Here is a 19,437-nt window from a genome sequence, read left to right as displayed (position 1 = left end):
GTGGCCCTGACCGGGGACGGCCTGTGGCGGTGGCCGCCGCGGCCCTTACGGCAACGCGACTTATGGCCCGCTCTGAGCGTCGAGGCTGAGCTGTGACTCGAACATCCTGAAGTAGCGGCCCCGCAGGCCAACCAGTTCCTTGTGGGTGCCCTGTTCCACGATCCGGCCGTCTTCGAGCATGTAGACGATGTCCGCCTTCTCAATGGTGGCCAGGCGGTGGCTGATGGCAATGATGGTGCTGCTGCGGTCCGCGAAGAGGCGGGTGAAGATCCGATGCTCGGCGAGGGCGTCAATGGCTGAGGTTGGCTCGTCCATCACCATGAAAGATGCGTTGCGGTAGAAGTTCCTGGCCATGGCAAGGCGCTGCCACTGGCCGCCGGAGAGTCCGCTGCCCTTCCGGCCGCGGGGGTCCTCCATCCAGTTGCTGACGTGGTTGTCCAGGCCGTTGGGCAGCTTGTTGATGAACTCGAGGGCTTCGGCATCGGCCGCCGACCGCCGGATCCGGTCATCGTCCCGGGGCAAGTCGACGTCGCCAAAGCGGATGTTGTCCGCGGCGGTGGCGAACTCGTACTTGAGGAATTCCTGGCTCAGCACCGCCAGGTGCCGGTGCCAGGAGGTGACATCGACGGCGGCGAGGTCCACGCCGTCGAGCATTACCTGCCCGGAGTCCGGTGCGTAGAGCCCTGCCAGGATCCTGATCAGCGTGGACTTTCCCGCCCCGTTCTCCCCCACGATGGCGATGTGCTGGCCTTCCCTGATGGTCATGCTGATGCCGCGGATCACCTCAAGGTCGCTGCCCGTGTAGGTGAAGCGGACGTCCCGCAGCTTCACGGTCTTGGGAGCCTGCAGCAGCGGCGGTGCGTGGCGGGAGTGGACCGGCAGCGCCATGAACACTTCGTAGTCCTTCAGGTTCGCCAGGTCCTCATCGATGGAGCTCAGGGATGACACCAGGTTGTTTGCCGTGGACAGGGCACGGCTGACGATCTGCTGGACATACAGGAACTGGCCCACCGGCTGGGCACGGGCAATGATCTGCCCCACCACCCAGATCAGCGAGACCACCTCGGCGCCGTACTGCAGGGCGTCCGCGGCCAGCTGCTTCGGAATGTAGCGCTTCTGGAAGTCCAGGCGCCGGCGCTCGTCAGCGTCGCGCAGCCTGGAGCGGAAGTCCATGAGGTAACCCACGATCCCGTACAGGCGCATTTCGGCGATGTGCTGCGGGCGGAGCAGGTTCGTTTCGATCATCCGGCGCTGGCGGCGGGAATCCACCTGTGTGTTCCAGTGCGCGATCTGTTCCCTGGAGAGCTTGAACTGCAGGTAGACGCTCGGCACGATCGCCACGAGGACAATCACGGCGATCCACCAGCTGACCAGCAACAGGGCACCGACGGCAAGGATCACCGACACGAGCTGGGTGAAGATCGCGGCGATGCGGTCCAGGACCCTCGCGTAGGAATCGGAGAACCGCTTGGCGCGGTCGTACAGATCCACGGTCTGTTTGTCGTCATAGCGCCAGAACTCCAGCGCCAGGAAGCGCTCGTACATCTGGTCGCCCACGATGGCTCCGACCTTGAAGCTCATGAGCTGCTGGATGTAGCGGTCCACGCTGCTGAAGGCGCCCCAGAACAGCCCCAGAGCGGCGGTGATGATGACGTACACGATGGCCTGCTGGCCGGCCGCGGCGTCTCCGGCGTAGGCAGCTGCCAGCGCCGTGGTGGTCAGCGCGGCAAAGAAGGTGGTCACCAAAGGCAGCGTCGCCGAAATCAGCGAGCCCACAACCTTCATCACGACGGCGCCCGGCGAGGCCCGGAAGCTTACGCGCAGCACCTGCGCCACGGCCCGGGCGTAGGGCTTCAGCGCCAAACGCCGTTGAGCGTCCCTTTTCGGGTTCAGTTCGGCGGGGTGGCGTGATTCGGACATGGATTCAGCCTAGTCCGGTGCGGTGGCTGAGCTCGTCCGACCTGATGGTTGAGCTTGTCGAAACCCCGGTGGTTGAGCTTGCCGAAATCCGGGTTTCGCTCCCCACCAGCACCCTAGCCTCGCAAGCTCGGCCAGGGAACCCTGCTGGCGTGGGCCCAGGCTCAACCAACGAAGGTCAGCGCGAACCGTAGTTCGGCGCCTCCACGGTCATCTGGATGTCGTGGGGGTGCGATTCCTTGAGGCCGGCCGGCGTGATGCGGACGAACTTTCCGCGGGCCTTGAGCTCCGGAATGGTGGGGGCACCGGTGTAGAACATGGTCTGGCGGAGGCCGCCCACCAGCTGGTAGGCCACGGACGCGAGCGGGCCGCGGTAGGCGACGCGGCCTTCGATGCCCTCGGGGATGAGCTTGTCATCACCGGACACGTCGGCCTGGAAGTATCGGTCCTTGGAGTAGGACGTGTTCTTGCCGCGGGACTGCATGGCACCGAGGGAGCCCATGCCGCGGTAGCTCTTGAACTGCTTGCCGTTGACGAAGATCAGCTCACCCGGGGACTCGTCGCAACCGGCCAGGAGGGAACCCAGCATCACGGTGTCGGCGCCGGCAACCAGTGCCTTGCCGATGTCGCCCGAGTACTGGAGGCCGCCGTCGGCGATCAGGGGAACGCCGGCCGGGATGGCTGCCTTGGCGGATTCGTAGATGGCGGTGATCTGCGGAACACCAACGCCGGCCACCACACGAGTGGTGCAGATGGAACCGGGGCCCACGCCCACCTTGATGCCGTCGGCGCCGGCGTCGATCAGGGCCTGGGCACCTTCACGGGTGGCAGCCTGGCCGCCGATGATGTCCACATGGGCCGCCACGGGATCAGACTTGAGGCGGCGGATCATGTCCAGCACACCCTGCGAGTGGCCGTTGGCCGTGTCAACGAACAGTGCGTCGACGCCGGCGTCGATCAGGGCCATGGCGCGTTCCCACCCGTCACCGAAGAAGCCGATGGCGGCACCCACGCGGAGCCGGCCTTCGTCGTCCTTCGTGGCCAGCGGGTACTGCTCAGCCTTGGTGAAGTCCTTGGTGGTGATCAGGCCCTTGAGCCGGCCCTGGTCGTCAACAAGCGGGAGCTTTTCGATCTTGTTGGTGGCCAGCTTGTGCGAGGCCTCCTCACGGCTGATGCCAACGTGCCCGGTGATCAGCGGCATCTTGGTCATCACGTCGCTGACCAGCCGCAGCGGGAAGTCGGTTTCCGGCACAAAGCGCGTGTCGCGGTTGGTGACAATGCCGAGGAGCCTCATGCCCTCGTCAACCACAGGCAGTCCGGACACGCGGTACTGGGAGCAGATCTCGTCCAGTTCGGACAGTGTTGCTTCGGGGCCGATGGTCAGCGGGTTGGTGATCATGCCGGACTCGCTGCGCTTCACGCGGTCCACCTGGTCAGCCTGGTCCTGGATGGACAGGTTGCGGTGGATGACGCCCAGGCCGCCCTGGCGTGCCATCGCAATGGCCATCCGCGATTCGGTGACGGTGTCCATGGCAGCGGACAGCAGCGGTGTGTGGACAGAGATCCGCTTGGAAATCCGCGACGACGTGTCCGCGTCGGACGGGATGACGTCCGTGTGGCCCGGGAGGAGCAGCACGTCGTCGTAGGTCAGGCCGATGAAGCCGAAGGGGTTGTGCTCGGGCTGGGTCATGAGTGCGCCTCTTACCTTGGGTATTTTGTTCACGGGTAGGGGTTGCAGCTGATGACCAGCCCGTCATTACGGGACTGGTCGGTGCAGGGGCCTAATAAGTTTGTGCCTCGCGCACGGGAGCCATGCGGAAAGCTTTGAATAAATATTAGAACCTCGCAGCCAATCCCCCTATTCCGGCAGCCCATTGTGAGCAAGGGCACGAAGGATGTGAAGGCCGGTCACTTCCAGCCCGTGGCTGCCAGCAGCCGCTCCTCGAACATGGGGATCATGCTTTCCACATACGTCCGGCTGAGGTGGTTGTCGTCTTTGTACACGTAGACGTTGCCCACCACGGCGGGGCAGGTGCCGCCGGGGCAGATGAAGTCGCTCAGGTCCATCAGGTGCAGTCCGTCGACTTTTCCGCGGTAGCTCTCCAGCGGGGAGGGATCCACCAGGGATTCGTTCAGCGGCGGGTTGCAGGCCGGGGCCTCCGGTCCGTTCCGCTGAGCGCACTCAGGCATGCTGAAGGTAAAGCGGGGGTTGTCCCGGATGCCCACAATCTCAATTCCGGCGTCGGCGATCGGCTGGATTCCTTCCAGGTACGCGGGCACCTCGGTCTCGAACGGGGCTTCCTCGTGGGTCAGCGTGGCCACCGTGAAGACGGCATCCGGCCGGTGTTCCAGTACGTAGGCTGCGCTTGCCCGGTTGTAGGCGTTGCATTCGGCATTCCGGGTCTCGGACTCGGCGCCGAAACGGCAGGCGGGCATCAACAGCGTGACCAGTTCCCAGCCGCGGGCTTCCGCGATGGGAGCAAGCGCGGCCAGGTACTGCTGCGCATGGGAGTCCCCCAACACCACGATCCGCTTGGTGATCTCGCCAGAGGGAACAGCCTGTCGGCACCCTTCCAGGACAGGATCCACAGTGGAGTTTTCGTCGATACAGGGCGCGTGGATTCCCGCCCAGTCGTTATCCAGGGCAGCCGGCGCAGGAATGATTCGGGCCTCGGGCGTTGGCGTGCCGCCGTTCCCTGCGGTCAGTTGGGCCGCCCCCGGTGTCAGTTCGCGCGGCTGCGCCGCCGTAGCAGCCTCCTCCGCGGAGAGGCTAGTCTGCCAGACCGCCACCGGTCCGGCCAGGATTGCGCAGCAGGCAGCAACGACGACGGCGGTGCGCCAGGCGCGCACCTGCGGCCAGTGCCACTCACGGAGCGGCTTTTCCACAAAGCGGGTGGTGAGGACTGCCAGGACCACGGAGGCGGCAATAATGGCCCCGCCCTGGATGAGGGTGGGTGACTCTACGCCGGTGGCGGCCAGCGCCAGCACCAGGACGGGCCAGTGCCACAAATAGAGTGCGTAGGAGTTATCGCCCAGTGAGACCAGCGGTTTCCAGCTCAGGAGGCGGTCCACGCCGAAGCGACTGCCGCTCTGGCCGGCCACAATGATCGCTGCGGCAGCGAGGGTGGGCCACAGGGCCACGAATCCGGGGAAGGCCCGGTCCACGGTCAGCAACAGGCCGCAGGAGACCATGGCCACCATGCCGGTCCAGCCGAGGATCAGGCGAAGCACTTTTCCGGGCTTCAGCAACGGCAGGCCCAAGGCCAGGAGCGAGCCCAGGGCGAATTCCCACAGCCGGGCCCTCGTGTCGAAGTAGGCGTACGCCTGGTTCGTGGCCGTCTGCTCAACCGAAAAGGCCAGCGATGCGGCAAGGATGGCTGCGAACGCGGCCGCCAGCACGGCGCGGTAACTGGTGTTGTAGCGCCGCAGCAGGAGCCGCCACACCAAGGCCGAGCCGGCGAAGACGAGGGGCCACAGGATAAAGACCTGCCCTTGGATGGACAGGGACCAGAAGTGCTGCAGCGGGCTCGCCCCGGCGTGGTCCTGGGCGTAGTAGTCTACGGCGGTGTCCGCCAGCAGCCAGTTCTCCCGGTAGAGCAGCGACGCCCAGGCCTGGTCCAGCACTGCCGGCCAGCGGCTTTGCGGGAGGATCAGCCAGGTTCCGGCGAGTACTCCGAGGATCACTACGACGGCTGCGGGCAGCAACCGTTTGAAGAGGTGCAGCCAGTGCCGGAGGAGGTTGAGGGAGGTGCCGGCTTCGACCTTCCGAACGAAGGACAAAGTCAGCAGGAAGGCCGAGATCAGGAGGAAGACATCCACGCCGCCAGATACCCGTCCAAGCCACACGTGGTAGGTCACCACCATGAGGACAGCGAGCGCGCGGAGGCCCTGGACTTCGGGTCGGAAAGTGGGTTTCCGACGGGCGCTGGGCGCGTCCGCCGGACCGCCTAAGGCAGCCTCTTTTCTCGCAATCAACACAAATGACCCCTAAAGACCGGCTGGTAAAAACATCAACCCTACGGGGCCGTGCGGCCCTCTGGCCAATCACGGGATGCGTTCCGATGCCGACGGAGCGGCGGTTTCACGGCGTTTCAGGTGGCGCTGGAGGCGCCAGTCCGGCTGGCGGACGCGGCGGCCCCGCTGCTGACAGGAGCGGGAATCCTACCCGCCAGGTGCCGCGCATCTCGGCACACGCCGGGAAGGGTCGCGGACGCCGCCGCGTACATAAACTCCTGGCCCAGGAAGAACAGCCCAGGGGTCCCCACCGCAGCGCCCCGTTGCTGCGTCGGCAGCGCGCCGTCGTCGAGCATTGCCGGATCGATCCAGCTGAAGTCGTCCCGGTAACCGGTGCACCAGATGACGTTGGCAACATCCAGCCGGGTCCCGTCCTCGAGCACCGGAAGCCCGTCGCGGACACCGGCGACCCGCGGCACAAGCTGCACGCCGGCGTCGGCCAGGTCCTTGGACTTGGTCCGGATCAGTGGGGTTCCGTGTGCATGGAAGAAAGGCGCGGCCTTGCGTCCGAACGGTGTGCCGAGCGTGAGGACGTAGAGTCCGACGAACCGCACCAAAGGCAGGAAGTATTTTGCCGCCGTCGGGCCGTGTTTGACCGGAAGCTCGCCTGTTGGCTTTCCCGCAACGATGGTGGAATGCTTCCGGGACACTTCGAGGGCGATCTCTGCGCCGGAGTTGCCCAGGCCCACCACCAGGACTGGACCGTCCTGCAACTGCTGATCGTTACGGTATTCGCTGGAGTGGAACTGCACGACGCCGGGCCCCAGGTCTGCAGCGAAGCCGGGTACCTTGGGTGCCTGGCTGCAGCCGGTGGCCACTACAACGTTGTGCGCCTGCCAGCGGCGGCCGTTGGCCGCGGCGATAAATCGGTCCGGCTCGCGCCACAGGCGTTGCACGCGCACTCCGTTGAGGAGGGGCAGGTCGAGCCGTGCCGCGTAGCCCTCCAGATAGGCGGCGATCTCGTCCTTGGTGGGGAAGGACAACGGATCGCCCGGAAACGGAACGCCGGGGAGGCCGTCGAACTTGGCCGGCGTAAAGACCCTGAGCGAGTCCCACCGCTGGCGCCAGGCGTCGCCGGTCCTTGGATGGGCATCGAGGATCAGGAACGTCCGGTTTTGCTCCTTCAGGTAGTGGCCCAAGGCAAGGCCTGCCTGTCCGCCACCGATGATGAGGGTGTCCAGCGTGCCGGTCACGCCATTGCTGTTCATTTCTGTTCTCCTTTGTTATTGACTGGAATTTCGGCCTCGCGGTATCGGAGCCACCAGGCCAGCATCAGCGCAGACGCCAGGATGTAGGCCAGGTGGAGCGCCCAGATGGGTCCCGCCGGCAGGTGGAAGACATACACGGAGTGGACGGCGTTGGCCACGTTGGTCAACATCAGGTTCCCGAGGCTGTAGGAGGCCAGGTCCTTCGTCCGTGCGGCCTTGACCAGCATCGGCAGCATTCCCAAGGCGAACAGCACCGTTGAAAGGGTTCCTGCGAGGACTGGAAGGTTCATGTTTTGAGGCTACGGGCGCAGCTCAGGCGCCCGCGTCGGCCAAAATACGCAGTTACGGCGCCGGCCTGTATGGGTATTTCTGTGTAGGGCGAACGTACGGGGCCGCTCATGTTCGGGTTCAACCCACCAGCCCATGCTCGTAGGCATAGCTCGTCGCGGCCGCACGGGAGGACAACCCCAGTTTCAGGAAGATGTTGCTGATGTGCCGGGCCACGGTCTTCTCGCTCAGGTACAGCTCTGCGGCGATGGCCCGGTTTCCGCCGCCGGCGGCCACAAGCCTGAGCACTTCCGCCTCCCTGGCCGTCAAGGGTCCTGCAGCAGTTTGGGAGCCTGTCCGCATCAGCGACGCTGCCCAGGCGGCAGCCGGAGCAGCCCCCAGGTCCAGGAACTCTGCGTGGGCCGCCTCGAAGTCCATCACGGCTGACAGTTCATCGCCGAGGGCCCGGCACGCGGAACCGATCAGCACCCGGCTGCGGGCAGCCTCGTACGGCACACCGAGCTCCTGCCAGAGCCGCCATGCCTCCCGCAACGGGTGCAGGGCCCCCGTTGCATCGCCTGCGGCCAGCCGGACCGCGCCGTCCGCCTGGCAGGCAACGGCCTGGACCATGGGCATAGGGCATTCAACGGCCAGGGCCTCCAACTCCTGAACACCGCGCCGCGCGGCTTCCAGGTCGGAGGCTGCCAGTTCGATCTCCACCAGGGCTGGCAGCATGTTCCGGCGCGTGGCGGGGTCCGCCGCGGCAGCGGCCCTCCGGATCATCGCTTGTGCCTGCTGCGCATTTCCCCGGGCCAGCCAGAGCAGCGCGAGGCCGGGCTGTGGTTCATAACCGGACCGGGCGGCCTGCCGGTAGGAAGTTTCGGCGTCGTCCAGTTTTCCGCTCAGCCGTTCCACCTCGCCCTGCTGGTAGTAGCCTCCGTAAAGCGCCTGGGGGTCACCCTTGACGGAAAGTCCCTGGGCAGCCGCAGCCGCCGCCAGGGCTTCGGCCCAGGCACCGTGGAGCATAAAGAGTTCAGCACGGTGTGACTGGCACTGGCCGCTGAAGGTCACCATGTCAGGGCGTTCACTGCACCAGCGGTCCAGGGCGGCCGTCCATTCCAGGGCCCGCTCCAGGTCGAAGGCCAGGTGGCAGTTGCCAATGACCGCACAATAGATAATCCCTGAGGGAATCGGAGAGAGTTCACCTGCCGTGACGGCCACCATGACCTCATCGAACATCTTGAGTCCTTTGTCAGGGTGGCCCAGCATCAGCGTGGCCTGGCCCGTGCCGAGAAGGCCCAGCGCGGACAGGTCTCTGTCGTGGAACCGCTGGCCGAATGCGGCAACGCTGGAGAAAGCCTGCAGGGCGCCCGCCGGGTCACCGCCGTAAAGTTTGCCCAGGCCCTCGGGGAGGAGCAGGAGGCCCTGCACGGCGCTCGGCTCGGCCTGTTCATCCACGAGCCGCTGAGCGCGGGCAAACCACCCTCCGGCCCGGGCCCGCTCACCCATGAACATCAGTTGCATGCCCATCCAGCCCGCGCACCGGGCGGCACTCTCGACGTCGCCCATCACCAGGTACTCCTCGTGGGCGCGCGTGAGGGTCTCCACCCCTGTGGTGCTTTCCCCGGTCAGGATCTCGGCCGTCGCCAGCCGTTCGAGGTCGGCGGCCGGTAGGCCGCCACTCTGGTCGGCCTCGCGGAAGTTCTCGTAGGCCTCGGTCCAGCGGTGTTTCTGGAACGCTGACCTGCCCTGGTCGATGCCCGTCTCGGCTGACATCGTGGCCTCCTTCCGGATACCCTGCGCCAGCCCGTTTCGGGCGGTGGCAAGCTGGGCGGGTGCGGGCCGGCGACGGTGTTAAGCGCCACGGTACGCCCGGCGCTGAACCGGCACAAGCTACGAACGCAGCAGGGCCCGCAGCGTTTGAATCGTGTCGGCCTCCGCCGCCGTCTTGTCGTCGCGGTAGCGCTTGACGCGAGCGAACCGAAGGGCGATTCCGCCCGGATAGCGCGAGGATTGCTGCACGCCGTCGATCGCGATCTCCACCACGGTGACGGGCTCCACCCAGACGGTGCCTGCCGTTCGCCGCACCTCGATCTCCTGGAATTTCTCTGTCTGCCAGCGCAGCAGCGCGTCGGTGAGGCCCTTGAAAGTCTTGCCCACCATCACGTAGCCGCCGGGTTCCCCGAACTCTCCGGCCGGGTCCAGGGCTCCGAGGTGCAGGTTCGACAGCAGGCCGGTGCGCCGGCCCGACCCCCACTCGCACGCAAGCACCACCAGGTCGTAGGTGAGCACTGGCTTCACTTTGATCCAGTTGGAGCCCCGCCGGCCGGCTGCATAGGTCGAGGCGACCGCTTTCACCACCACGCCCTCATGGCCCGCGGCAAGCGCCTCGCGCGACACCCGCTCAGCAACGTCCGCGTCCGCTGTGATCTCCCCCGGGATCCGGAGCTGGGGGGCGATGCTCTCGAGCACGCCGATGCGCGTGGACAGCGGCTCGTCGAGCAGGTCGCGTCCGTCGATGTGCAGCACGTCAAAGAACCAGGGATGCAGCACCGTGGCGCGAAACTCATCCGCCCCGAACCGCGCCATGGTCTCCTGGAACGGCCGGGGGCCGCCGTCTTCGTCGAGGGTGAGCGTTTCGCCGTCGAGGATCACATCGCGCACCGGGAGTCCGCGCACTACCTCCACCACCTCGGGCAGCCGGTGGGTCACGTCGGCAAGGGTGCGAGTGAAGATCCGCACCTCATCACCGACGCGATGCACCTGGATGCGCGCGCCGTCGAGCTTGTATTCCACGGAGGCCTCCCCCGTGGCCTCCAGTGCCGCGCTGGCGCTGGCCGCGGTTGAGGCGAGCATGGGCTGCACGGGACGCCCGACGACGAGGCCGACGGCGTCGAACTGGGCCGCCGTGCCCGTGATCGCCAGCAGGGCGGTCCCGCCCAGATCGCCGGAAAGCATCGCCGCGCGGCGGACGGCGTCGACGGGCCGATCGGCGGCGCGGGCAACGGCATCCGTCAGCACCCCCTCGAGCGCACCGGTACGCAGTTCCCCGAGCAGTACGCCGGCGATGAAGGCCTGCTCGCGTTCGGTGGCTGCTGCCGTGAGCAGGCGGAGGGTCGCGGCGCGCTCCGCGGCGGATCCAGCGCCTGCGGTGCCGAGCAGCCGATCCAGCGCGGCGTCGACGTCGGCGACCGTAAGACTCGGCTCGGCGGCCGGCTCCCCCATGGCCGCTTTCATGCCGCGCCAGCCGACCCCCACCCGGCCCTGCCGCGGCTTGGCGGTGAGCAGTCCGACGGCGGTCGAGATCTCCGCGGGCTCGAGCCGGCGCAGGAGATCGGCCAGTGCCTCGACCTTCGCCAGCCGGGAGCGGGTGGACGCGACGGCAGCCGAGGTTTTCACGAGCTCATCGAGCAGCATGGCATCAGTCTGCCACGCCGGGTGGGCGCTGCCGCAGACTATGGACAGCGCCGGAACCCAGTTCCAGAATGAACGCATGGGAATCATCGTCGCGAACCTGTTCATCACCCTCGACGGCGTCTACCAGGCGCCTGGCGGACGAGAGGAGGACACTGAGGGCGGTTTCGCTTTCGGCGGCTGGCAGGCGCCGGTGTCCGATGACGAGGCCGGCGCGGCCATCGGCGCGGAGGTCAGCCGCATCGACGCCCTGCTTCTGGGCCGGAAGACCTACGACATCTTCGCGGCTTACTGGCCGCACCAGTCCGACGACATTGGCAGCACGCTCAACCGGGTGCCCAAGTTCGTCGTCTCCAAAACCCTGACCGAGCCGAGCTGGGCGGGCACTACGGTCCTCCCGGATGCCGCAGCCGCCGGGAGGCTCCGCGAGGAGTATGACCAGGTGCACATGTTCGGCAGCGGCGTCCTCATCCGGTCACTGCTGGAGGCAGACGTGCTTGACCGCCTCCACCTCTGGCTCTATCCGGTCACCCTCGGGCAGGGCAAGCGCCTCTTCGACGGCGGGACCATCCCCGCGTCCTTCCGCCTCGCCGAGCCGGCGCGTACGTTCCCGAAGGGGGCCGTGTCCCTGGTCTACGAGCGCGCGGGCGACGTCGAAACGCAGGAGATGTCGGCCACGTAGGGGCAACAAAAAACCGGCCCAGCCGAAGCTGGACCGGTTTTTCGACTGCAGGGCCCACGCCGTCACCTGACCGTGGGCCCACACCGGCGAGGGTCCCAAGTCGAGCGAAGCGAGACTTGGGAGCCGGTGGGGATTAGTGGCTGTGGCCTGCGTGCTCGTCTTCGTCAGCGGGCTTCTCCACCACGAGGGTCTCGGTGGTGAGAACCAGCGCAGCGATGGAGGCTGCGTTGCGGAGGGCCGCACGGGTGACCTTGACCGGGTCGATGACACCGGCGCCGATCAGGTCTTCGTACTCGCCCGACTTGGCGTTGAAGCCGTTGTTGGTTTCGAGTTCGGCAACCTTGGCCGTGACAACGTAGCCGTCGAAGCCGGCGTTCTGGGCGATCCAGCGCAGCGGCTGGACCAGCGCGCGGCGGACGATGCCCACAGCTGCGGCGGCGTCGCCTTCGAGGGCCTGCACTGCGGGGTCCTCGTCGAGGGCCTTCAGCGCGTGGATCAGTGCGGAACCGCCACCGGCCACGATGCCTTCTTCGAGGGCGGCGCGGGTGGAGGACACTGCATCTTCGATGCGGTGCTTCTTCTCCTTCAGCTCAACCTCGGTGGCTGCGCCAACCTTGATCACGCCGATGCCGCCGGCCAGCTTGGCCAGGCGCTCCTGGAGCTTTTCCTTGTCCCAGTCGGAGTCGGTGCGGGTCAGCTCGGCGCGCAGCTGGGAAACCCGGGCTGCGACGTCTTCTGCGGAACCGGCGCCGTCAACGATGGTGGTGTTGTCCTTGGTGACCGTGATGCGGCGGGCGGTACCCAGCACCTCAAGGCCGACGGTGTCCAGGCTAAGGCCCAGTTCCGCGGAGACAACCTGCGCACCGGTGAGGGTGGCGATGTCCTGCAGCATGGCCTTGCGGCGGTCGCCGAAGCCCGGAGCCTTGACGGCAACCACGTTCAGGGTGCCGCGGATGCGGTTGACGATCAGGGTGGACAGTGCCTCGCCCTCGACGTCTTCGGCAATGATGAAGAGCGGCTTGGAGCTCTGCAGCGCCTTCTCCAGCAGCGGCAGGAAATCCTGGACGGAGGAGATCTTGCCCTGGTTGATCAGGATGAGGGCGTCCTCGAGGACGGCTTCCTGACGCTCGCTGTCGGTCACGAAGTACGGGGACAGGTAGCCCTTGTCGAACTGCATGCCTTCGGTGAGGACCAGTTCGGTCTGCGTGGTGGAGGATTCCTCGATGGTGATCACACCATCCTTGCCGACCTTGCCGAATGCCTCGGCGAGGAGCTCGCCGATTTCGTCGCTCTGGGCCGAGATGGCAGCAACGTTGGCAACCTGGGTGCCTTCAACCGGGCGTGCGTTCTCGAGCAGGCGGGCAGCAACGGCTTCAACGGAAACCTCGATGCCGCGCTTGATCTGGCCCGGAGCGGCGCCAGCAGCAACGTTGCGCAGGCCTTCCTTGACCAGGGCCTGTGCCAGCACGGTGGCCGTGGTGGTGCCGTCGCCGGCAACATCGTTGGTCTTGGTGGCTACTTCCTTGGCCAGCTGGGCGCCAAGGTTTTCGTACGGGTCATCAAGCTCAACTTCGCGGGCGATGGTGACGCCGTCGTTGGTGATGGTGGGTGCCCCCCACTTTTTGTCGAGGACAACGTTGCGGCCGCGGGGGCCGAGCGTCACCTTGACAGTGTTGGCGAGCTTATCGATGCCGGCTTCAAGCGACCGGCGTGCAGCGTCATTAAACGCAAGCTGCTTTGCCATGGTTTTGTCCTTTCAAGACAGAACCCCGCACAGCTGACCAACGGAATGCATGGTCAGCGGCACGGGGATCCAAAAAGTTACTTTACGACGATCGCCAGAACGTCGCGGGCGGACAGCACGAGGTACTCGTTGCCGCCGGTCTTGACTTCGGTTCCACCGTACTTGGAGTAGATAACAACGTCGCCAACGGCTACGTCGACAGGAACGCGGTTGCCGTCTTCGAAGCGGCCGGGGCCTACTGCAACAACTTCACCCTCCTGCGGCTTCTCCTGTGCGGAGTCCGGGATAACCAGGCCGGAAGCCGTGGTCTGCTCGGCTTCGAGCGGGCGGACAACAATACGATCCTCAAGAGGCTTAATAGAGACCGACACTCGGACCTCTCCTTCTACGTCAGCGAAATTTGTGGACAGTTGAGCTGTTTCGCCGTGGCTGGCAAACCGTCGTCGCGGTGCCGGCAGCAGCCTGGCTGGCAGCTCTTCATGTGTTAGCACCCTCCTAGGGAGAGTGCTAATGACGACTCTATGTACTCGTTAGCACTCGGTCAAGGCGAGTGCCAGAATTATGTCCCTGGTGAACAGATTGGGACCGGTGTCACCGGCCGGCAAGGTCCTCGAAATCCACGTCTTCGTCGCCGTCGTCGCCCTCATCAACAGTGCCGCGCTTGAGGTACAGCACCACGGCGCCGCCCGCGGCGGCCAGCAGCGAGATCACCAGCAGAATAATGCCGCCGATGCGTGCGCCGGCGTAGAGGCCGCGGATGTCCCGGGCTTCGTCGGTGGCGTCCTGGATGTCTTTGCCGCCCACGGAGTAAACAGTGGCATTGAAGGTGTCCAGGAAGAAGATGATCACCAGCAGCGCGATGCAGACAACGGCTACTGCGGCGCCGGCAATCAGTGCGGGGCGGGCTATCTTCACCAGGTCCGTGTGGGTGGTTCGGGGCGGTCCGGACGGCTGGGTGCCTGCGCTGTCTTCCATACCTTCAACCCTAGCGGGAACTGGGCGCCGGGCTGCCTCCACTAGGCTTTAACCCATGTCACAAGCGCCGCAGGACCAAATCGCCCCACTGCTCACGAGCGAGGGTTGGGAGCTGCTGGCGTCCCTGGGGCCGTACCGCGAAGACGGAGCCTTTGAGCTCAATGCAGCCCTCCGCAAGGCCGGGCACTCCCCCGAACTCGTCTCCGCAGTGCTCACCCAGTCCAGGCTCCGCACCAAGGCCGAGCTGAAATTCGGAGAGTTCGCCCGGAGCATGCTGTTCACCCAGGCCGGCCTCGAACAGGCCACCCGGCTCAACGTCGCGGCCCGGCATGCTGAACGGTTTGCGCAGGCCGGCGTTCGCCACGTGGCGGACCTCGGCTGTGGCCTGGCCGCGGACTCCCTGGCCCTGGCCTCGATGGACATCACGGTCACGGCAGTGGAGATGGACGAAACCACTGCCGCCTGCGCCACGGTCAACCTCATCCCGTTTCCCAACGCCACTGTGGTGCACTCCGACGCCACGACGGTCCCGCTGGACGGGATCGACGGCGTCTGGCTGGATCCCGCCCGCCGGGTCACCTCGACGTCGGGTACTAAGCGGATCTGGGATCCCGAGGCGTTTTCGCCGCCACTGTCCTTTGTGGAGTCCCTCGCGGCCACCGGGCGCGCCGTCGGCGTCAAGATGGGTCCTGGCATGCCCCACGAGTCAGTGCCTGCCGGCTGCGAGGCGCAGTGGGTCTCCGTAGGTGGCGATGTCACCGAAGTGACCCTCTGGTTCAACTCCGTCAGCCGGCCAGGAATCCGCCGCGCTGCGTTGCTGCTCGGGCCGCAGGGAGCCGCGGAGATTACCAGTGCCGAAGATTTCGACGGCGGTCCCACCGCGCCGGTGGGTCCGGCAGAGGGCTACCTGTACGAACCTGACGGTGCAGTGATCCGCGCAGGTCTGGTTGCCGACGTCGCGCTTCAGCTGGGCGGGCACCTGCTTGACGAGCACATCGCCTACATCTGCGCCCCGGACCTGCTGGACACCCCTTTCGCCCGCGCCTACAAGGTGCTGGAAGTGATGCCGTACAACGTCAAGGCACTCAAGGCCTGGGTCAAGGAGAACGGCATCACCGTGCTGGACATCAAAAAGCGCGGCACGTCTGTCACCCCCGAAGAACTGCGGAAACAGCTTTTCGCCGGCGGCAAGGGCGGCAGCAAGAACAAAAAGGCCGGAACCAAAACGGCCACCCTGGTCCTGACCCGCATCGGGGAGGACCGGGTGGCCATCTCGGTGGAACCCGTCTGAAGCCGAGCCGTATCGGCGGGGCCTACAGGCACGCGTCCTACTCGGCGCGCATGAAGTCCTCGGCGGCCCGGACCTGCTCGTCGGTGGGACGCACGCCCGTGTACAGGACAAACTGCTCGAGCGCCTGGATGGTGGCCACTTCAGCGCCGGTGATCACCTGTTTCCCGGCGGCGCGTGCTGCCTTGATCAGTGGTGTTTCGGCTGGCAGCGCCACGACGTCGAACACCACTTTGGCCGCGGCGATGGCGTCCTCCGGGAAGGACAGGGAGTCGACGTCGGGGCCTCCTGCCATGCTGCCTTCCATACCAATGGGGGTGACGTTAATGATCAGGTCTGCCGTGCCGCCGTCGAGCGTGGCCCGCCACTGGAAGCCGTACTGCTCTGCGAGCGCCCGGCCGGTATTTTCGTTCCGGGCGATGACGGTGACGTCGGTGAAGCCGGCGTCCCGCAGCGCGGCGACGGTGGCTTTGGCCATGCCGCCGGCGCCCTGGACCAGCACGGAGTAATCCGTGGGCACGGAGTTGCTCTTGAGCAACTGTTCGATCGCCGTGTAGTCGGTGTTGTAGGCCTTGAGGTGGCCGTTGGTGTTCACAATGGTGTTGACCGAATCGATGGCTTTGGCCGAGGGATCGAGCTCGTCCACGAGGACCATCACGTCCTCCTTGTAGGGCATGGACACGGCGCAGCCCCGGATCCCCAGGCCGCGGACACCTGCGATTGCCTGGGCCAGGTCCGTTGGGGCAAAAGCCTTGTAGATCCAGTTCAGGTCCAGCTGGTCGTAGAGGTGGTTGTGGAACCGGGTCCCGTTGTTGCTGGGCCGGGCCGACAGCGAGATGCAGAGGGTCATGTCTTTATTAAGAATGGGCACCCGTCCATTAAACGCGTTCGCCCAACCAGGTGCGTTCCGTTACGGGCAGCCGGTGCCTGCCGGGAAGCGTCCGACGGCGGCCGGCAGCTTTCCGGGGGCGGTCGCCTTGCCGGTGAGCACCGAAACCAGGGCGCCAAAGGCGCCTGGCGTCCGGCCGTAGAGGGCGATCTTCACCGGCGCACTGGAACCCGCCAGCGGCCAGGGCGCATCGAGCGTCACGGCGATGTCGCCACCCGCCGGAGCTCCGCCGTAGCCGATGAGGGTGACCAGGGGGCCTCGCCCAATGGCAAGGCCGGCTTTACCGGCCGCCGCCTCGAACCGGGCCCTGTCCTGGTCGGAGCCGCCGGCGACGCGGATGCCTGCCCGTGCGATCGGCCCGGCGCATCGCCCGGACAGGACGGTCACGGCTGCGGCGGAAACCTTGGCTGATGTGCCCGCGCTGCGGCCCGGAGCGGTTCCCGGCGTCTTACCCGGTGTCGCAGCTACCCGGCCGCGCCAGGTCATCATGGTGGCAACCCGTGTGGCCGCCTCGTCCAGGCGAGCCGCCGGCACGGTTCCGGCGGCCACGGCGCGCACGATGGCCGAGTGGGCCTGCCCGACGTCGGCGGGCATCAGCAGCAGGTCCGCGCCGGCAGCAAGTGCTGCCGGCGCCGCGGAGCCACCCGGATATTGCTGCTGGATCGCACCCATATTCAGGGCGTCGGTGACGGCCACGCCCTTGAAGCCCATGCCCCTGAGGGCAGCGTAGGTCGGGGCAGAAAGCGACGCCGGAACGCCCGGTTCGAGCGCCGGCACGGCGATGTGCCCCGTCATGACCATTGGCACCCCGGCGGCGATGGCTGCCCGGAACGGTTTCCAGTCGCGGGCCTTGAGGTCCCCTACGGTAGCCCGCTGCACCGGAAGGTCCTGGTGGGAGTCCGCGGTGACGGAGCCATGGCCAGGGAAATGCTTGACGGCGGGCAGGACGCCGCCCTCCTGCATCCCCTGGGAAAACGCCACCGCCAGCTGAGCGGCCCGGTCCGGGTTTCCGGACATTGACCTCGCCCCGATGGTGGGATCCGCCGGGCCGATGGTGACGTCAGCATCCGGCGCGAAGTCCACGTTGAAGCCCAGCGGCGCCAGCTCGGCCGCCAGTGCACGGCCGGCATCCTTGGTGAGCGGCGCATTGGCTGCCGCACCGTAGCTCATGGCTGTTGGCCATTCGGTCAGCGGCGTACCAAGCCGGGCCACCAGCCCGCCCTCCTGGTCCACGCCGATCAGCCCGGGCCAGCGTCTGCCGTCGGCGCGGGTGGCCTGCGCGAGCCGGGCGTTCACGGCCAACATTGCTGCGGGGTCCGCCTGGCCGCGGGCGTCCAGCGGGACGTTGTCGCCCATGATGATGGATCCGGCCAGATGGAGGCGTTCGATGGTGACGGCCTGGGCTGCGGGATCGGTCCCAGCGTACGCGGGCATCAGCACCTGCCCCGCCTTCTCCTCCACCGACATCGCAGCCACTGCGGCGGCAGCAACCTTCTGGTCCCGCTGCTCCGGACCCCAGCCCAGCGGCTCCAGCCCGGGAGCAGGTGAGGGTGAAGCGGAAGGGGATGCCGCCGTCGGACGCCCTGAAACTGGCGGCGAGGCAGCGAAGCTGTCGGAGGGCGCCGGGGCGGAGTCCGAGCCGGAGGGTGCCGGGGCGGTCTGCGGAACGGGGGTGCAGGCAGCCATGGCGGCTACGGAAGCAGCAGCCGTGAGGAAGAGAGTAATTTTGTGAACACTGTCACGGGTCCGCACGAACAAAGCCATTAGGACGATGCTACCCCTGCACTAGACTTGAACGCGGCGCACGCCCACGGATAACCGAACAGTTAGGAACGCATTTGAAGATTGATTTCGCTTCATCGAAGCAATCAACTCTTGGTGTGGAATGGGAGTTGGCGCTGGTCAACGGCCAGACCGGCGAACTGGCATCGGTGGCGAACGAGGTGCTGCGCGGGGTCTCAGCCAAACACCCCGAACTCAACGACGACGACGAGCACCCGCACATCAAGCAGGAACTCCTGCTCAACACGGTGGAGCTGGTCACCGGTATCTGCGAGACCGCCGGCGAAGCCAAGGAAGACCTCAGCAGGTCGCTGGCCGCCGTCCGCGAAATCACCGATCCCATGGGTGTGGAAGTTTTCTGCGCCGGCAGCCACCCGTTCAGCCCGCCGCAGCTGCAGCCGGTGACGGACAAGGCCCGGTACGCCAAGCTGATCGACCGTACCCAGTGGTGGGGCCGGCAGATGGTCATCTACGGCGTGCACGTCCACGTGGGCCTGGACCGGCGCGAAAAGGCCCTGCCGGTTCTCGACGGGCTGGTCAACTACTTCCCGCACTTCCAGGCGCTCTCGGCGTCGAGCCCGTACTGGGGCGGTGAGGACACCGGGTACGCCTCGCACCGTGCCCTGATGTTCCAGCAGCTGCCGACGGCGGGCCTGCCGTTCCAGTTCCGGTCGTGGGAGGAATACGAGTCCTACGTCCAGGACATGTTCACCACCGGCGTGATCGACACCCTGTCCGAGATCCGCTGGGACATCCGCCCGGTCCCCAACCTCGGCACCATCGAGATGCGCATTTGCGATGGCCTCGCCACGCTGGAGGAAGTGGGCGCCATCGCCGCCCTCACGCAGTGCCTCGTGGACGAATTCTCCACCACGCTGGATAACGGCGGGACCATCCCCACCATGCCTCCCTGGCACATCCAGGAGAACAAGTGGCGTGCCGCCCGCTACGGCATGGAAGCCATCATCATCCTTAACGCCGCCGGCAACGAGCAGCTGGTCACCGACCACCTGATCGAGACCCTGAACCGGCTGGAGCCGGTGGCCGCGAAACTCGGTTGCCCCGACGAGCTGGCAGACGTCGAAAAGATCATCCGCCGGGGCGCGGGTTACCAGCGCCAGCGCCGCGTCGCCGCCGAGCACGGCGGAGACCTGCAGGCCGTGGTGCTGGACCTGGTCAAGCAGATGAGGAACGGCCCGACGGGCTAACGCAGTCCCTGCCCGAATCGGGGCACTTCGACGCGGACACGCCAGCCGC

15 protein-coding genes are annotated in these 19,437 nt (G+C 66.5%); 3 read left to right on the top strand and 12 right to left on the bottom strand.

From position 1 onward, the window contains the following. Positions 1-60 precede the first annotated feature (60 nt). The 7 genes from J2808_RS01875 to J2808_RS01845 form a co-directional block, all read right to left on the bottom strand. A complete protein-coding gene (locus J2808_RS01875; protein ID WP_309810777.1) occupies positions 61-1,920 on the bottom strand; it encodes an ABC transporter ATP-binding protein in 1,860 nt (619 codons plus the stop codon). Positions 1,921-2,095: 175 nt separating this feature from the next. Beyond that, positions 2,096-3,607, bottom strand: coding sequence for an IMP dehydrogenase (gene guaB, locus J2808_RS01870; protein ID WP_309810773.1), 1,512 nt, complete (start codon positions 3,605-3,607; stop codon positions 2,096-2,098). Positions 3,608-3,825: 218 nt separating this feature from the next. Further along, positions 3,826-5,892 (bottom strand): acyltransferase family protein, encoded by a 2,067-nt coding sequence (locus tag J2808_RS01865; RefSeq protein ID WP_309811817.1) that lies wholly within the window; start codon positions 5,890-5,892, stop codon positions 3,826-3,828. Between the two features lie 116 nt (positions 5,893-6,008). Beyond that, complete coding sequence (locus J2808_RS01860; protein WP_309810769.1) at positions 6,009-7,139, bottom strand: flavin-containing monooxygenase; 1,131 nt, start codon at positions 7,137-7,139, stop codon at positions 6,009-6,011. Further along, the gene (locus J2808_RS01855) at positions 7,136-7,429 is read right to left on the bottom strand and encodes a hypothetical protein (RefSeq protein WP_309810767.1); all 294 of its coding nucleotides are present in this window, start codon (positions 7,427-7,429) and stop codon (positions 7,136-7,138) included. The genes J2808_RS01860 and J2808_RS01855 overlap by 4 nt, the downstream gene beginning before the upstream one ends. Positions 7,430-7,547: 118 nt before the next feature. Continuing rightward, positions 7,548-9,182 carry a response regulator transcription factor gene (locus J2808_RS01850; protein WP_309810765.1) on the bottom strand — a complete coding sequence of 545 codons (1,635 nt, stop codon included), beginning with the start codon at positions 9,180-9,182 and terminating at the stop codon, positions 7,548-7,550. Positions 9,183-9,299: 117 nt separating this feature from the next. Beyond that, entirely contained in the window at positions 9,300-10,823 is a 1,524-nt protein-coding gene (locus J2808_RS01845; protein ID WP_309810762.1) for an ATP-dependent DNA ligase, read from the bottom strand. Between the two features lie 76 nt (positions 10,824-10,899). On the opposite strand from J2808_RS01845, the gene J2808_RS01840 reads away from it, so the two are divergent. Then, positions 10,900-11,502, top strand: a complete 603-nt coding sequence (locus J2808_RS01840; RefSeq protein WP_309810759.1) for a dihydrofolate reductase family protein — start codon at positions 10,900-10,902, stop codon at positions 11,500-11,502. Between the two features lie 133 nt (positions 11,503-11,635). Here the strand turns inward: J2808_RS01840 and groL are convergent, their stop codons facing one another. The 3 genes from groL to J2808_RS01825 all read right to left on the bottom strand — a co-directional run bounded on the left by groL (position 11,636) and on the right by J2808_RS01825 (position 14,221). After that, the gene (groL, locus tag J2808_RS01835) at positions 11,636-13,246 is read right to left on the bottom strand and encodes a chaperonin GroEL (protein ID WP_309810756.1); all 1,611 of its coding nucleotides are present in this window, start codon (positions 13,244-13,246) and stop codon (positions 11,636-11,638) included. Between the two features lie 77 nt (positions 13,247-13,323). Continuing rightward, positions 13,324-13,617 (bottom strand): co-chaperone GroES, encoded by a 294-nt coding sequence (gene groES, locus J2808_RS01830; protein WP_056344177.1) that lies wholly within the window; start codon positions 13,615-13,617, stop codon positions 13,324-13,326. Between the two features lie 220 nt (positions 13,618-13,837). After that, positions 13,838-14,221, bottom strand: coding sequence for a hypothetical protein (locus J2808_RS01825; protein WP_309810752.1), 384 nt, complete (start codon positions 14,219-14,221; stop codon positions 13,838-13,840). Between the two features lie 55 nt (positions 14,222-14,276). Between J2808_RS01825 and J2808_RS01820 the strand changes: the two genes are divergently transcribed. Beyond that, complete coding sequence (locus J2808_RS01820) at positions 14,277-15,512, top strand: class I SAM-dependent methyltransferase (RefSeq protein WP_309810749.1); 1,236 nt, start codon at positions 14,277-14,279, stop codon at positions 15,510-15,512. A 37-nt stretch (positions 15,513-15,549) separates the two neighbouring features. On the opposite strand, the gene J2808_RS01815 is transcribed toward J2808_RS01820, so the two are convergent. Both J2808_RS01815 and J2808_RS01810 read right to left on the bottom strand, forming a co-directional pair. After that, complete coding sequence (locus J2808_RS01815; protein WP_309810747.1) at positions 15,550-16,380, bottom strand: shikimate 5-dehydrogenase; 831 nt, start codon at positions 16,378-16,380, stop codon at positions 15,550-15,552. 39 nt (positions 16,381-16,419) lie between these two features. Next, the gene (locus J2808_RS01810) at positions 16,420-17,865 is read right to left on the bottom strand and encodes a glycoside hydrolase family 3 protein (protein ID WP_309811815.1); all 1,446 of its coding nucleotides are present in this window, start codon (positions 17,863-17,865) and stop codon (positions 16,420-16,422) included. 371 nt (positions 17,866-18,236) lie between these two features. Here J2808_RS01810 and J2808_RS01805 point away from each other — a divergent pair, with 371 nt between their 5' ends. After that, the gene (locus J2808_RS01805; protein WP_309810744.1) at positions 18,237-19,388 is read left to right on the top strand and encodes a glutamate--cysteine ligase; all 1,152 of its coding nucleotides are present in this window, start codon (positions 18,237-18,239) and stop codon (positions 19,386-19,388) included. Positions 19,389-19,437 lie beyond the last annotated feature (49 nt).

Source organism: Pseudarthrobacter sulfonivorans, from assembly GCF_031454915.1.
GTDB classification, from domain to species: domain Bacteria; phylum Actinomycetota; class Actinomycetes; order Actinomycetales; family Micrococcaceae; genus Arthrobacter; species Arthrobacter sulfonivorans_C.
Note: the sequence above shows the minus strand (reverse complement) of the source record. Positions and strands in the feature narration are given on the sequence as shown.